Origin of the sequence: Kitasatospora sp. CB02891, from assembly GCF_002803145.1 — a bacterium.
Taxonomy (GTDB): domain Bacteria; phylum Actinomycetota; class Actinomycetes; order Streptomycetales; family Streptomycetaceae; genus Kitasatospora; species Kitasatospora griseola.
Genome location: NZ_NNBO01000023.1, coordinates 1 through 14,848, shown reverse-complemented (window position 1 = coordinate 14,848; position 14,848 = coordinate 1). Strand labels below are relative to the sequence as shown.

Annotated in this window: 13 protein-coding genes, 1 rRNA gene and 1 riboswitch; of the genes, 2 read left to right on the top strand and 12 right to left on the bottom strand. The window is 71.3% G+C overall.

The window, feature by feature from the left end:
* Positions 1-122: 122 nt before the first annotated feature.
* Positions 123-228, bottom strand: a riboswitch (glycine riboswitch).
* 187 nt (positions 229-415) lie between these two features.
* Both CG736_RS38475 and CG736_RS33735 read left to right on the top strand, forming a co-directional pair.
* Positions 416-1,477, top strand: a complete 1,062-nt coding sequence (locus CG736_RS38475; RefSeq protein WP_100589934.1) for a DUF2382 domain-containing protein — start codon at positions 416-418, stop codon at positions 1,475-1,477.
* 156 nt (positions 1,478-1,633) lie between these two features.
* Positions 1,634-3,103, top strand: a complete 1,470-nt coding sequence (locus CG736_RS33735; RefSeq protein ID WP_100589933.1) for an MFS transporter — start codon at positions 1,634-1,636, stop codon at positions 3,101-3,103.
* Positions 3,104-3,218: 115 nt separating this feature from the next.
* Here the strand turns inward: CG736_RS33735 and CG736_RS33730 are convergent, their stop codons facing one another.
* From CG736_RS33730 to rrf, 12 genes are all read right to left on the bottom strand, one after another.
* Positions 3,219-4,613, bottom strand: a complete 1,395-nt coding sequence (locus CG736_RS33730; protein WP_100589932.1) for a DNA polymerase IV — start codon at positions 4,611-4,613, stop codon at positions 3,219-3,221.
* 37 nt (positions 4,614-4,650) lie between these two features.
* The gene (locus tag CG736_RS33725; RefSeq protein WP_100590003.1) at positions 4,651-5,364 is read right to left on the bottom strand and encodes a vancomycin high temperature exclusion protein; all 714 of its coding nucleotides are present in this window, start codon (positions 5,362-5,364) and stop codon (positions 4,651-4,653) included.
* Between the two features lie 64 nt (positions 5,365-5,428).
* Positions 5,429-6,106 (bottom strand): MerR family transcriptional regulator, encoded by a 678-nt coding sequence (locus tag CG736_RS33720; RefSeq protein WP_100589931.1) that lies wholly within the window; start codon positions 6,104-6,106, stop codon positions 5,429-5,431.
* A gap of 339 nt (positions 6,107-6,445) precedes the next feature.
* Positions 6,446-6,919 (bottom strand): bifunctional nuclease family protein, encoded by a 474-nt coding sequence (locus CG736_RS33715; RefSeq protein WP_043908895.1) that lies wholly within the window; start codon positions 6,917-6,919, stop codon positions 6,446-6,448.
* A gap of 90 nt (positions 6,920-7,009) precedes the next feature.
* Positions 7,010-7,750, bottom strand: coding sequence for a MerR family transcriptional regulator (locus CG736_RS33710; RefSeq protein WP_100589930.1), 741 nt, complete (start codon positions 7,748-7,750; stop codon positions 7,010-7,012).
* 65 nt (positions 7,751-7,815) lie between these two features.
* Positions 7,816-8,679, bottom strand: a complete 864-nt coding sequence (locus CG736_RS33705; RefSeq protein WP_083462090.1) for an FHA domain-containing protein — start codon at positions 8,677-8,679, stop codon at positions 7,816-7,818.
* Between the two features lie 181 nt (positions 8,680-8,860).
* Positions 8,861-9,796: a DUF881 domain-containing protein gene (locus CG736_RS33700; protein ID WP_232734361.1), complete on the bottom strand. Its 936-nt coding sequence runs from the start codon at positions 9,794-9,796 to the stop codon at positions 8,861-8,863.
* Positions 9,797-9,806: 10 nt separating this feature from the next.
* Entirely contained in the window at positions 9,807-10,139 is a 333-nt protein-coding gene (locus CG736_RS33695) for a small basic family protein (protein WP_043908904.1), read from the bottom strand.
* Positions 10,136-11,170 (bottom strand): DUF881 domain-containing protein, encoded by a 1,035-nt coding sequence (locus CG736_RS33690; protein WP_100589928.1) that lies wholly within the window; start codon positions 11,168-11,170, stop codon positions 10,136-10,138. Before CG736_RS33690 ends, CG736_RS33695 begins: the two co-directional genes overlap by 4 nt.
* A 125-nt stretch (positions 11,171-11,295) precedes the next feature.
* A complete protein-coding gene (locus CG736_RS33685) occupies positions 11,296-13,791 on the bottom strand; it encodes a mannose-1-phosphate guanyltransferase (RefSeq protein WP_100589927.1) in 2,496 nt (831 codons plus the stop codon).
* A 125-nt stretch (positions 13,792-13,916) separates the two neighbouring features.
* The gene (locus tag CG736_RS33680) at positions 13,917-14,528 is read right to left on the bottom strand and encodes a CDP-alcohol phosphatidyltransferase family protein (protein WP_100589926.1); all 612 of its coding nucleotides are present in this window, start codon (positions 14,526-14,528) and stop codon (positions 13,917-13,919) included.
* Between the two features lie 101 nt (positions 14,529-14,629).
* Positions 14,630-14,746 (bottom strand): 5S ribosomal RNA (rrf, locus tag CG736_RS33675).
* Between the last annotated feature and the right edge of the window lie 102 nt (positions 14,747-14,848).

The following is a 14,848-nucleotide window of genomic DNA, read 5'->3' as shown; positions in this document are numbered from 1 at the left end:
CTGTCATCGGTACCTGAGAGCTTCGCGCGCCCGGGTGGTGCCCCGGTCGGCTTGCACCGTCGGCGAGGGCAGCGTCCGATGGCTTCGGTGCCGGCGGTCCTGCCCTGCTTTCCAGAGTGACCTGGTCCCACTCGGTACGGATGCCTGAGAGATTCCGGGGAGGGGTTGCTCCTTCGGCGTCCCGCAACCCCCTTGATCAGGGGGCCGGGACTCTCCCGAGCGGGCTCGGCGGTCGCCGCCCAGGGTACCAGCGCCGACCTGGTCGATCACCGTGACGGCCCTGCGATCGACCCCGGACGGCGGCGCCCGGGGCGACACCGTCCGTTACGTGGCTTTTGGTGTGGAATAGCGGCCCGGCACGCTCCTCCGGCCGCTCCCCCGACGGGTCCCCCAGGAGCAGCGGCGGGAGGACAGCGTGCAGACCGATATCGATCCGCGCGACCTGATCGGACACAAGGCGGTCGACCGGAACGGTGACAAGATCGGCACGGTCGACGAGGTCTACCTGGACGACGCCACCGGCGAACCGGAGTGGGCGGCCGTCCGGACCGGGATCTTCGGCCGGGACGCCTTCGTCCCGCTGGCCACCAGTGAGTTCTCCGGCGACGAGCTGCACGTCCCGTACGACAAGTCACTGATCAAGGAGTCCCCGGACTTCGGCGTGGGCCAGCACCTCTCCCCGGAGCAGGAGCTGGAGCTGTACCGCTACTACGGGCTGAACACCTCGGGCGACGAGGAGCCGTCCGTCCGGTTCACCGCCGGGCCCGCCCCGGAGCCGGCCCCGAAGGAGCACTCGGAGCAGGTGGCCGACCGCGACTTCGGCGAGGTCGCCTCCTCCCCCGGCCCGGTCCAGGGCCCGGCCCCCGCACCCTTGGGCTTCGCTCGGCCCGACCCGGCCCCCGAACGGCCCGCGGCCCGGCCCACCGAACAGCCCGCGGCCCGGCTCGCCGAACAGCCCGTCGAACGGCCCGCCGAGCCGCCCGCCGCCCGGGCGGACCGGCAGAAGGCGCTGGAGATCACCTGCCGCGAGGAGCGCCTGGACATCACCACCCAGTGGCACAACACCGGCACCACCCGGCTGCGCAAGTACGTGACCACCGAGGTGGTGGAGCGCCGGGTGCCGGTGGTGCGGGAACGGGTGCGGGTGGAGCGGTTCCCGGTGTCGGACGCGGAGCGGGAGGCGCTGAGCGACCAGGAGCTCGCCGAGGCGATGGAGGAGGTCACGCTGCGCGAGGAGCGTCCGGTGGTCCGCAAGTACCTGGTCCCGGTGGAGCGGGTGCGGCTGGTGGTGGAGCGGTACACCGAGGAGCAGGTGATCCGCGAGGAGCTGCGCCGTGAGCAGGTGCAGGTGCACGGCGCGACCGACGGCGCGGACGTCACCACGGACGGCGCGGCCGCGCAGCAGCAACAGCAGCAGCAACAGCAGCAGCCGCCGTGGAACGCCCAGCCGTCGTCCCCGGCGACGTCGCCGGTCTGACGAATCGCCAACTCCCGGCCCCGGTCCGCCTCGGCGGGCCGGGGCTTCGACTTTGCCAAAGCTTCACCATTAGATATTTGACAGATTGAAGCATCTCCCTGGATCGTTACTTCAGTTCCTGCACTATCGCCGTATGAAGCAACCGGAGGATTTCCCGTGAGTGAGGCACCACAGCCCACCGCCGCGGCCGCCAAGCCCACCAGCGCCAGGGTCCTGCCCGCGCTGATCCTCGCCATGCTGGCCTACAGCGTGGTCCAGACCGCGGTCGTCCCGATCCTTCCGAGCCTGGCCGCCGAGCTGAAGGTGTCGGGCTCCGACATCACCTGGCTGATGACGGCCAACCTGCTCTCCGCGGCGGTCCTCACCCCGCTGCTGGGCCGCTTCGGCGACCTGCGCGGCCGCAAGCCCGTGCTGCTGATCTCGCTGGCCGGCCTGGTGCTCGGCTCCGGCCTCGCGGTCTGCACCCACTCCTTCGGCCTGCTGGTCGTCGCCCGGGTGCTCCAGGGCGCGGGCGGCGGCGTGCTGCCGCTGGCGATCGCCATCGTCCGTGACGAACTGCCGAAGCAGAAGGTCACCGCCGGCGTCGCCGCCATCTCCGCCTCGATGGGCGTCGGCTCCGGCCTCGGTCTGGTCGCCACCGGCCTGCTGCTGGAGCACTGGGACTACAAGTCGATCTTCTGGATGGGCCTGATCTTCGGTCTGGCCGCCGTCGCGCTGGTGGTCCTGCGGGTGCCCAGCGACCCGGTCGTCGACAAGAACGGCGGCGCCGACCCGCTCGGTGCGCTCACCCTGGCCGGCTGGCTGTCCGCCCTGCTGATCGCCGTCAGCCGCGGCAACGAGTGGGGCTGGGGCTCCACCCGCACCCTCGGCCTGTTCGCCGTCGCCGCCGTCGTCGCCCTCATCTGGCTGCTGGTCGAGTCCAAGGTCGCCCACCCGCTGGTCGACCTGAAGATGATGGCCCGCCCCGCCGTCGCCTTCACCAACATCTCCGGCCTGCTCATCGGCTTCGGCATGTACGGCTCGTTCATGGTGATCAGCAACTTCGCGCAGACCCCGGAGAAGTTCACCCACTACGGCTTCACCGCCACCGTCCTGCACGCCGGCATCATGCTGCTGCCCTCCGCGATCGGCTCCATGGTCGCCGCCCCCGTCGGCGCCCTGCTGATCGCCCGCCGCGGCCCCCGCCTCCCGCTGGTCCTCGGCGGCCTGCTCGGCGCCGTCTCCATGGCCTACCTGGCCCTGCGCCACAGCGCCGAGTTCGACATCTACTTCTCCTCCGCCGTCTTCGGCCTCGGCGTCGGCCTGGCCTACGCCGCCATGCCGGCCTACATCAACGGCGCCGTCCCCGCCGAGCAGTCCGGCATCGCCAACGGCATGAACGCCGTCCTGCGCACCGTCGGCGGCGCCATCGGCACCGCCGTGATGGCCGCGATCCTCACCGGCGACACCCTCAAGCTCCCCATCCCGGTGCACCTCCCCACCCTGAACGCCTACCAGAACGCGTTCTGGGTCGCCGGAGCCATGTGCCTGGTCGCCGCGGTCGTCCCCTTCGCCATCCGCCGCACCGCCCCCGCCGCCACCCCCACCGAGCAGCCCACCCCGGCCCTCGCCAAGACCGACGCCTGACGGCGTCCCCTCGCGTACTGGACACACGCGAGTCACCACGGACACCCCCCGCCACGGGCATCGGCGGGGGGTGTCCGTCATTTTCAGGCGCGGCCCCGGGAAACCAGCAGGCGGCTCACCCCTCACCAGCCGGAGGCCTGAGCGGGAGCGCCCCCGAAGCCGCCAGCTCCTCGTCGTCCACCGCGAACGTCCGCACCCGCCCCGGCCGTTCCGCGTACGGCGTCTCGAACCGCACCGTCACCCGGCCGACCCCGCTCCCCTGCACCCACCCCGGCCCGAACTCACGATGCGTCACGTCCTGCCCCGGCCACCACCGCCGGACAGCAGGCTCCCCGGGAACCCCCTCCGCCTCCTCGGCCCCGTCCTCCCCCTCCCCTTCTCCTTCGCCGTCCGCCTCCCCCTTCTCCTCCCGCTCCAGCTGCGCGAACAGATCCTCCTGCGTGTAGTCCGCGAGCTGCGTGACCCCCACCCCCAGCAGCCGCACCCCGCCGGTGGTGTCCACCTGCATCGCCAGCCGCCGCGCCGTCGCGGCGATCACCTCGGGCTCGTCCGTCGGCCCGCCCAGCGTCTCCGACCGGGTCAGCGTCGAGAAGTCGAACCGCCGGACCTTCAGCACCACCGTCCGCCCGGAGCGCCCGGCCGCGCGCAGCCGCCGTACGCACCGCGCCGCCAGGTGGTCGATCTCACGCAGGATGCGGTCCCGGTCGGCGAGGTCGACCTCGAAGGTGTCCTCCACCGAGACCGACTTGGCGTCCCGGTCCGGCACCACCGGCCGCTCGTCCCACCCGAGCGCCATCTGGAAGACGCCCGCGCCGTGCGCCTTCCCCAGCAGTCCGACCAGTTCCTCGAACCCGGCCTCCGCCAGGTCCGCGACGCTCGTCAGCCCGGCCCGGCGCAGCGCCTGCTCGGTGGCCGGCCCGATGCCGGGCAGCGCACGCACCGGCATCGGGGCGAGCACGGACTTCTCGGAGCCGGGTTCGATCAGCACCAGCCCGTCGGGTTTGGCCTGCTCGGAGGCGATCTTCGCCATCAGCTTGGACGCGGCGGCGCCGACCGAGGCGGTCAGCCCGGTGCGCTCCACGATGTCCGCCCGCAGGTCCTCGGCGAGCGCCAGCACCAGCTGCGCGCCCTCGGCGGGCGTCGCGGCGGCCAGCGCCGGCCCGTACGGCCCGGCTTCCAGGTCGACGAACGCCTCGTCCAGGCTGAGCGGTTCGACCAGCGGGGACCGCTCCCGCAGCAGGCTCATGACGATCTCGCTGTTGGCCCGGTACGCCTCGAACCGGCCGGTCAGGAACGCCGCGTTCGGGCAGAGCCGCCGGGCCTGCGCCATCGGCATCGCCGAGTGCACGCCGAACTTCCGGGCCTCGTAGGAGGCGGTGGAGACCACGCCGCGCCCGCCGAGGCCGCCGACGATGACGGGCTTTCCGCGCAGGCTCGGTTTGGACGCCTGCTCCACCGCCGCGAAGAAGGCGTCCATGTCGAGATGGATGATGCTCGGCACGGATCGCACTGCTCGATCATCCCGCGCACCACCGACAATCCCGGCCCTAGCCCCGCGCCGCGTCCGCGAGCGCCTTCGCCACCCCGTCCTCGTGCCGTCCGAGGAACGTCGGGTCGGGTCGCACCACCACGTTCAGGAGGGCTTTCGCCGCGCTGCCGATCTCCCGCACCTCGCCGTAGTGCCAGGTGGTGTCGTGCCACTCCTCCACGCCGACGCCGGACGCGTCGATCCCGGCCGCCCGGCACAGCGCCAACGCCCGGCGCACGTGGAAGGTCTGACTGATCAGCACGGCCCTGTCGACGCCGAATACGCGGTGCGCGCGGGTGCAGGAGTCCCAGGTGTCGAAGCCCGCGTAGTCGCCGACCACCCGCACCCCGGGCACCCCGCGTTCGATCAGGTACGCCCGCATCGCGTCGGTCTCGTCGTACTCACGGGTGCCGTTGTCGCCGGTCACCAGGATCGCCTGCACCTTGTGCGCCCGGTACAGCTCCAGCGCGGCGTCCAGCCGGTGCGCCAGGTACGGGGAGGGTCTGCCGTCCATCAGGCCGGCGCCGAACACCACCGCGACCGGCGCGGCCGGCACGCTCTGCACGGTGCCGATCTTGTGGGCCTGGGTCACGAACAGCCAGGCGTCGGGGGTCACTCCCAGGGCCGCGCACACCGCCAGCGCCTGGAACCAGCGGCGCTGCCCGCGCCTGCTGCCCCAGCCGGGCGGTCGCCGCGTCAGCAGCCATCGCCAGCGCCGCCCGAGCCCCTGCATGATCGTCCACACAGGGGAGTTGACGATCCGCCCGCCCGACCGGTTCCCGCCGGCCGGCGGGCGGTCAGACCGCGCGGTTGCGGCGTTGCGCCAGCTCGTCCCCCGGGTCGTGGCCGACCAGCGTCTCGCCGGTGTCGGTGCGCTCGCCGTGCAGCCGGCCGAGCGTGGCCTCCAACTCCTGCCAGACCGCGCCGACCGCGATGCCGAACACGCCCTGGCCGCCGTTGAGCAGGTCGACGACCTGCTGCGGGGAGGTGCACTCGTAGACGGTCGCGCCGTCGCACATCAGGGTCAGCCCCGTCAGGCCGGCCTGGTCGGCGGACTGCAGGTGGGTGACGGCCACCCGGATGTTCTGCAGCGACACGCCGGCGTCCAGCAGCCGCCTGACGATCTTCAGCAGGAGGATGTCCCGGAAGCTGTACAGCCGCTGCGCACCGGCCGGGTACCCGGAGCGCACCGAGGGCTCCAGCAGGCCGGTGCGGGCCCAGTAGTCGAGCTGCCGGTAGGTGATGCCGGCGGCCGCGCAGGCCGTCGGGCCGCGGTAGCCGACCAGTGCGGAGGTGGGGGTGAGCCGTTCGATCGCGGGCTGCCCGGGCTGGACGGCCGGGAACCGGCCGACTCGGGGCAGCTCGTCACCGTCCGGTTCGGGCCGCCAGGGCCGCCCGATCGGACCGCGGCCGGCGCGCGGCACGTGCACCGCGCACAGGGCTCCGGAACGCGTCTCGTCGCCGGTGCCGCTCATCGCCAACCTCCGTCCATTCCGCCTCAAGGCCCCCATGGCCCCGCACGGACCCGACGGGCCCAGGCTGCGGGCGGCCCGTCCGGCGGGCCATCACCTGACGGTAGGCAGTCGCCCGAGCACCGTCAACGATCGCCACGCCGGGGCCTCGCACAAACTTCACCCCATCGAGTGGTTATTCGTGCCCCAAGTGCGGGTAGCGGAATGGATTTCTACCACAGCCGAGTTGCGGCCCACGGCCTGCCCCGCTAGCAGAGCGTCCGCCACCGGTCACCGGTGGTCGCCCGGGACGGGGACAGGAGACGGGTACGGGCAGGGACAGGCAGGGACGGCAACGGCCGACTACTGCGGGCCGCCGCCGAAGTCCTCCGGCGAGACCTGGTCCAGGAACTCCCGGAACTTCTCGACCTCGTCCTCCTGCTCGTCCGGGATCGAGATGCCGGCCTCCGCCAGCACCTCCTCGCTCCCGAAGATCGGCGTGCCGGTGCGCAGCGCCAGCGCTATCGCGTCCGAAGGGCGCGCACTGACCTCGGCGCCGCCCGAGAACACCAGGTCGGCGTAGAACACACCGTCCCGCAGGTCGTTGATGCGCACCTCGGTCAGCTGCTGGCCGAGCGCCTCCAGCACGTCCTTGAACAGGTCGTGCGTCAGCGGCCGCACCGGAGTCATGCCCTGCTGGGCGAAAGCGATCGCGGTGGCTTCCCCCGGCCCGATCCAGATCGGCAGGTAGCGGTCACCGCCGACCTCCCGCAGCAGCACGATCGGCTGGTTGGAGGGCATCTCCACCCGGACACCCACGACGTCGAGCTCATTCACACCAGCAACCCTATGGCGCGCGCCCCCGATAGGAAAGCGCAGCAGGCAGCGGCCGCCGCGATCCGGACGCGCCGATCGCGGGCCGCCCGCTCAGGACAGCGCCCGCAGCCCCGCCTGGACCATCGCCGCGTGCAACCGCACCGACAGCGTCGCCAGCTCCCGGGCCGTCGCCTCCGCGTGCGCCCGGGTCTGCGGATTGCGGTGCCGGCGCAGCGGCGCCACCACCTGCTCCACCAGCGACACCTCGCGGTCCGCGGCCGCCTTCACCGCCCGCAGGTGCCGCGGCTCCAGACCGAACCGGCCCAGCTCCGCCACCAGCCGCGCGATCTGCAAGGCCTCGCCGTCGTACCCGCCGTCCGGCCCGGGCTGCACCAGCCCGTACGCCTCCCACTCGACGAGTTCGCGTTCCTGCGCCTCCGCCGCCGCGATCAGCTCGGCCCGGCCGAGGCGCACCCCGCCCGTCGCCGACGACCCCGCCAGCTCCCGGTCCGCCTCCTCCAGCGGCCCCGGGCGCGCCTCCGCACTCGGCAGCGCCGGCGGCTGCTCGCCGCGCTCGATCGCGTCCAGGTGCTCGCGGATCACCCGCAACGGCAGGTAGTGGTCGCGCTGCATCCGCAGCACGTACGCCAGCCGCTCCACGTCCGCCGCCGAGAACTTCCGGTAGCCGGACGGGGTGCGCTGCGGCTCGACCAGGCCCTCCGCCTCCAGGAAGCGGATCTTCGAGATCGTCACCTCCGGGAAGTCGTCCCGCAGGAAGGCCAGCACCGCGCCGATGGACAGCAGTTCGTCACCCCGCCGGCGCGCCTCGCCCGCGCGGCGCGAAGCCGGCACGGGCGAGGACCCGAGGGACGGGGTCGGAGTCTGTGGGGTCACTCGGGCTCCAAACGGAGAAGTGGTCAGTACCCCCGGTGGTGACTGGCGAAGAACACCAGCCGGTACTTACCGATCTGCACCTCGTCGCCGTTGCTCAGCAGCACCTCGTCGATCCGCTCCCGGTTCACGTAGGTGCCGTTCAGGCTGCCCACGTCCGCGACCGAGAAGCCGCCGTCGGGCTGCCGACGGAACTCCACGTGCCGACGCGACACCGTCACGTCGTCCAGGAAGATGTCACCCTGCGGGTGCCGACCCGCCGTGGTGACGTCCGAGTCCAGCAGGAACCGGCTGCCCGAGTTCGGGCCGCGCTGCACGATCAGCAGCGCCGAGCCCGGCGGCAGCGCGTCGATCGCCGCCATCACCTCGGCCGACAGCGTCGGCGTGGCGCCCGTCGACGTCGCGGTCGGGTCGTACGACTCGATGCCGGAGATCGAAATGGTCGACGTGGTCTCCGCCGCGCCCTCCGGGAAACCGCCGCCACGCAGCTGAGTACCGCAGTTCGAGCAGAACCGGGCCTGCGCCGGGTTCTGGTTCCCGCACCGCGGGCACGGGCTGGTGCCAGCCATGTTCACAGCCTCCTGGCGCGGCACACCCGACTGGGGGTGCCCGGCGTAGGTGTCCGGGGCAAACCCTCCACCGGAGGTTGAGGGTCCTGACGGGAAACCTATGCGCGGGTTGCCCGCGGAATCAACCGACGCGCCGTAACCCGCGTCGAACTGCCCGGTCGGCACGCCGGCCCCCTGGGTCACGTCCTCCCGGTACAGCGGACGCTGCCCGTCCGCCGACGAACGCATCGGCGGCACCCCGGCGTCGTCCTGCCGGTACTGGGCGGTCGGCGCCTCCGCCGCCTTCTTGTTACGGCCGAAAAGCTTCGAGAAAAAACTCACGGGCGAATCCCCTTGCGTGTGACAGAACCGCCCGCGGGGCAGGGTTCAGGGCTCGGTGTGGCGGTAAGCCCGGCATCCGGCCGGAAACTGACGATCGACAAGACCCAGTGTCGCCGACGCCCTGCGGGCACCCACCACCGGGGGCGACCCGCAGCTGACGAACCGTACGGAGCGCGCCCCGTCACTTCGCCGCCGGCTTGCCGTACTGCAACGGCCGCGGGGTGGCCAACGCGTCCACCACCACCTTCTGCTGCTGGACGATGGTCGCCCGCGCCTGCTGCTTCTCCAAGCTGCGCACCACACCACCGGGAATGTTCAGCGCCGGAGTCAGATCCTGCGGGTTGCCCACCACGGTGAAACGGAACGGCTGCGACACGCTCTTCCCGTCGATCCGCACACCGCCGCCCGACGCGTTGTCGGTGAAGTACGTCCCGGCCACCACGCGCACGTCGTTGATCTGAATCGCCTCCGCCCCCGCCGCTCGGAGTTCCTGCAGGGTGTCCAGCAGCATATCCGCCTTCACCTGCCCTTGGGGATCATCGATCGTCAGCACGATCCCCGGACCGGCCGCCTTCTCCGTCCCCGCCAGCACGCCCAGCTCGGCCGCCTTCTTCCTGGTCTGCTCCTGCGCCTCCTTGGCCTGGTTGGACGAGTTCTCCAACTGCGCCAGGTTCTGCTCCAGCTGCGTCTTCTCGAACTGGAGACGCTGCTGACGACCGTCCAGTTCGTCCAGGATCCGCACCAGGTCCTCCTGTCGCGCGCCGCGCAGCTGGCTGTGGTCGTTCGTCGACCGCACCTGGATCGCCAGCGCCAGCCCCAGCGCGAACAGCAGCAGCGCCACCACCAGTTGACCGCGGGACACCCGCGGCGGCCACAGCGCCGCCTTCAGCCGCTCCCGCCCGTCCGACGGCAACTCCACCGGTATCGGGGCACTCTGACGGGCCGTCACCGGCTCCTCGACCACCGGCGCGGGCTCCACCGCCGGCTCGACGGGCTCAGGCTCCGGCTCCGGCACGACCTCGGGCTCGACGGCCTCCGGCCGCTCCGGCGCCTTCGGCTTCCCGGCCTCCGCCCCGCCCGGCTGCGCCGGCTCCTGCGGCTTCTTCTCCTCGCTCACAACCGATCCCCTAAGCCCTGAACACGTGCCGACGGATCGCCGCCGCATTCGAGAAGATCCGGATGCCCAGCACCACCACCACGCCGGTGGACAGCTGCGAACCCACGCCCAACTGGTCACCCAGGAACACGATCAGCGCCGCCACCACCACGTTCGACAGGAACGACACCACGAAGACCTTGTCGTCGAAGATCCCGTCCAGCATCGCCCGCACGCCGCCGAACACCGCGTCCAGCGCCGCCACCACCGCGATCGGCAGATACGGCACCACCGCGTTCGGCACCTCCGGCTGCACGAACACGCCGACGACCACGCCGATCACGAGACCCAGTACGGCAATCACGGTGTAGCTGCTCCTGTTCCGGAGGGAGTGGACTTCACGGTCGAACGCGGGGACTTCGACGCCCCCGCCGACGGGGACGGCGACTTCGCGGCCTGCGACGACGACGGCGCGGGCGACTGCGACGGCCCGGGCGAAGGCTCCGGCGACGGCGTCCCGGCCACCCGCAGCGTCACGCCCAGCGCGGCCGGCAGCGTCAACGACTTCTGCGCGGACACCGTCGACCGGATCCCGTAGCTGTCCTGGATGACCTTCAGGTAGTGGCCGCCCTCGTTGTCCTGGAACGCCTGCGCCAGCCGCGGCCCGTCCCCGATCGCCAGCAGCGTGTACGGCGGCACCAGCGGCCGGTTGTCCACCAGGATCGCGTCACCGGCGGCCCGGATCGCCGACAGCGCCGTCAGCCGCTGCCCGTTCACGGACACCGCCTCCGCGCCCGCCAGCCACAGGCCGTTCACCGCGTACTGCAGGTCGTGGTCCTGGACCCGGCCCTTGTTGGCGAAGCCCTCCGCGTTCCGTGGGTCGCTCACATTGCCGCCGGAGCCGACACCGGACGCCTCCTCGATCACCAGCTTGACCCCCGGCCCGGTGATCGCCCCGGTCCCGGCCTCCGCCGCCAGCTGCGCCACCCCGCCGTCGTCCCCCGACTGCAGGGCCTGCGCCTGCGCGTCCGCGACCCTGTCGCGGTCCTTCTCGACCTGCCGCTGCAACGCGTCCGCCGCCTTGTTGGCGTCGTTCACCCGGCTCACCAGGGCGTCCCGCTCCTGCGCCAGGACCGGCGCCGCCTCCTGGGTGTTCACCGCCCCGACCGTCACCACCGTCGCCGCCAGCGCCAGCCCCAGGGCCAGCACCAGCCGCCCCTTCGCCGTCGCCGGCAGCCGCGACCGGCCCTCCGCCCCGCGCGCCCGGGCCGCCTCCGCGTACCCGTCGTCCAGCGAGTGGTCCATCACCGTGGTCAGCAGGGACATCGAGGCGTCCGGACGGCGGAACCGCCCGTTCGGGTCACTCGGCGTCGGCGTTGCTGGCATGCGCCACATCGTTTCACGACCGTACAGCGGCCCACGACCAGCCCCCGGGCCCGCAGGACCCTTTCGGCACACGATCGTGACAAACGACCGGAGGGGACGGACCCGCAGGCCCGCCCCCACCTAACGTCTCCGCATTACCTCCCGGCGCCGTCCACAACCGCGGCCCACTCGTCCAGCAGCCGCTCCGTCGCCTCGTCGTCCGGGCCCTCCGCCCACAGGTGCGTCACGGCCTCCGCCGGGTCCGGCAGGACCAGCGTCCACCGGCCGTCCGCCTCGACCACCCGCACCCCGTCCGTGGTGTCCAGCTTGCGGTTGCCCGCCGCCTCCACCACCGAACGCATCACCATGCCCTTCGCGGCCCACGGCGTCGCGATGTCCCGCTTCTGGATGTGCGCCTGCGGGATCCGCGCGTCGATCTGACTCAACGTCAGCTGCGTCCGCGCCACCAGGCCCACCAGCCGCACGAACGCCGCCGCGCCGTCCAGCACCCCGGAGAACTCCGGGACCACGAAACCGCCGCGCCCGTCGCCGCCGAAGATCGTGCCGTCCGCCGCCGCGGCCTTCGCCAGGTCGTCCGGCGAGGTCGTCGTCCAGATCACCTGGGTGCCGTGGTACGCCGCCACCTGCTCGGCGATCCGCGTCGTCGTCACCGGCAGCGCCACCTGCCCGGCCCGCCGCTCCGCCGCCACCAGGTCCAGCAGCACCAGCAGCGCCCGGTCGTCCTCGATCACCCGGCCCTGCTCGTCCACGAAGGACACCCGCTCGCCGACCGGGTCGAACCGCACCCCGAACGCGGCCCGCGAGGACGCCACCAGCTCGCCCAGCCTGGCCAGCGCCGCCCGCCGCTCGTCCGCGCCCTCCGTCGGCCGCGCCTCGTCCAGGCCGCCGGCCACCGTCAGGGTCTCCACCCCGAGCCGGCCCAGGATGCTCGGCAGCACCAGCCCCGCACTGCCGTGCGCGGCGTCCACCACCACCTTCAGCCCGGCCTCCCGCACCCCGGTGGTGTCCACCTCCCGCAGCAGGTTCGTCGCGTACGAGTCGAACACGCTCGCCGGGTGCAGCAGGTCGCCGATCTCGCCCGGGAACGCCCGCCGGAACTCCTGCCGCGCGTACACCCGGTCGAGCTTCCGCTGCCCGGCCTGCGACAGGTCCGCGCCGCGCTCGTCGAAGAACAGGATGTCCAGCGAGTCCGGCACCCCCGGCGTGGTCCGCAGGAAGATCCCGCCCGCGCTCCCCCGCGCCGTCGCCTGCCGGGCCACCGGCATCGGCACGTTCTCCAAGTCCCGGACGTCGATCGCACTGGTCTGCAGCGCCGAGATCATCGCCCGCTTCAACGCCCGCGCACCCCGCGAGTGGTCTCGCGCGATGGTGACGGTGGCCCCCTTCTTCAGCGTCGTCGCGTACGCCCCCGCCAGCCGCACCGCCAGCTCCGGCGTGATCTCCACGTTCAGGATGCCCGACACGCCGCGCACCCCGAACAGGTGCTCCTGGCCGCGGGACTCCCAGATCACCGAGGTGTTGACGAACGCCCCGGCCTCGATCGTCTTGAACGGGTAGACCCGGACGTTGCCCGCGATGATCGACTCCTCGCCGATCAGGCACTCGTCACCGATCACCGCCCCCTCGTCGATCCGCGCCGCTTGCATCACGTCGGTGTTCTTCCCGACCACGCACCCGCGCAGATTCGACTGCGGCCCCACGTACACGTTGTCGTGCACCACCGCCTTGTGCAGGAACGCCCCGCGCTTCACCACCACGTTCGAGCCCAGCACGGTGTGCTCACGCAGCTCCACACCGGCCTCGACCTTGGCGTAGTCACCGATGTACAGCGGCCCGCGCAGCACCGCCTCCGGGTCCACCTCGGCGCCCTCGGCCACCCACACGCCCGGCGAGATCTCGAACCCGTCGAGCTCGACCTGGACCTTCCCCTCCAGCACGTCCGCCTGGGCCTTCAGGTAGCTCTCGTGGGTGCCCACGTCCTCCCAGTAGCCCTCGGCGACATAGCCGAACACCGGCTTGCCCTCCTTGAGCAACTGCGGGAACACGTCGCTCGACCAGTCGACCGACTCCCCCGCGGCCACGTAGTCGAAGACCTCCGGCTCCATCACGTAGATACCGGTGTTCACGGTGTCCGAGAACACCTGCCCCCAGGTCGGCTTCTCCAGGAAGCGCTCGACCTTGCCCTCGTCGTCCGTGATGGTGATACCGAATTCCAACGGATTCGGCACCCGGGTCAGGCACACCGTCACCAGCGCGCCCTTCTCCCGGTGAAAGTCAATCAACTGGGAAAGATCGAAGTCGGTCAGTGCGTCACCGGAGATCACCAGAAACGAATCGTCCCGCAGCGCGTCCTCGGCGTTCTTGACGCTGCCGGCCGTTCCCAGCGGTGTTTCCTCGTTGGCATAGGTGAGGTGCATCCCCAGTTCCTCACCGTCGCCGAAGTAGTTCTTCACCAGCGACGCCAGGAACTGCACAGTCACCACGGTGTCAGTGAGGCCGTGCCGCTTCAGCAACCGCAGCACGTGCTCCATGATCGGCCGATTGGCGACCGGCAACAGCGGCTTGGGCATGCTGGAAGTCATCGGGCGGAGTCGAGTGCCCTCCCCGCCCGCCATCACAACGGCTTTCATTACGGGTGCGTCCTCCTTCGCGGTGGTGAACCCCTGCGGGTCCATCAAACCGGTCCGACGCATGTCTACCCGGAAGAAATGATCCGACTCACCGTGGAGGCCGTGTGAAACGTCTCAGGCTGATCTCAAACGGCAGCCGAACGCTCCGCCTGCAGCATCTGCCGAGCCTGCACGGCATACAAGGCGCCGGCCCACCAGTACAGCGTCGTCCCCCACCAGATGAACGCCCAACTCACGACCTTCGCAACCTGGTGCACCCACCCGTCGCCGACCCCCAGCAGCAGAAGCGGAAACGCGTACATCAGATTGAACGTGGCCGCCTTCCCCAGAAAGCTCACGTTCAACGGCCCGTAACCCGCCCGGTTCAGCCGCAGCAGCACCACCCCGACGAACGCCTCCCGGGCCACCAGCAACGCCGTCAGCCACCACGGCAGAATCTCCCGCCACGTCAGCCCCACCAGCGTCGACACGATGTACAGCCGGTCCGCCGCCGGATCCAGCAACTGCCCCAGCCGGCTGACCTGCCCCCACCGCCGAGCCAGCTTCCCGTCCAGATAGTCGCTGACCCCGCTCAGCATCAGGACGACAATCGCCCACCCGTCATTCTTCGGCCCCCCGAAGACCGGCCACAACACCAACCAGAGAAAGATCGGTACGCCCACCAGCCGAGCCATGCTCAGCAGATTGGGGATCGTAAGGACCCGGTCGGTCTGGACGCGCGTCTCCTGGACCTCCACTGTGCGGAGCCTCCTGTGGTGCCAACGACAAAGTGTGCGGAATTGACCTTACAACAGAAAAGCCCCCTGACATCCCGTCAGGGGGCTTCTCCAGAAAATTTGTTCGGCGACGTCCTACTCTCCCACAGGGTCCCCCCTGCAGTACCATCGGCGCTGTGAGGCTTAGCTTCCGGGTTCGGAATGTAACCGGGCGTTTCCCTCACGCTATGACCACCGAAACACTATGAAACTGTCGAACCGGAACCCGTTGGTGAACGGGGTTCTGTTCGTGGTTTCAGAACCAACACAGTGGACGCGAGCAACTGAGGACAAGCCCTCGG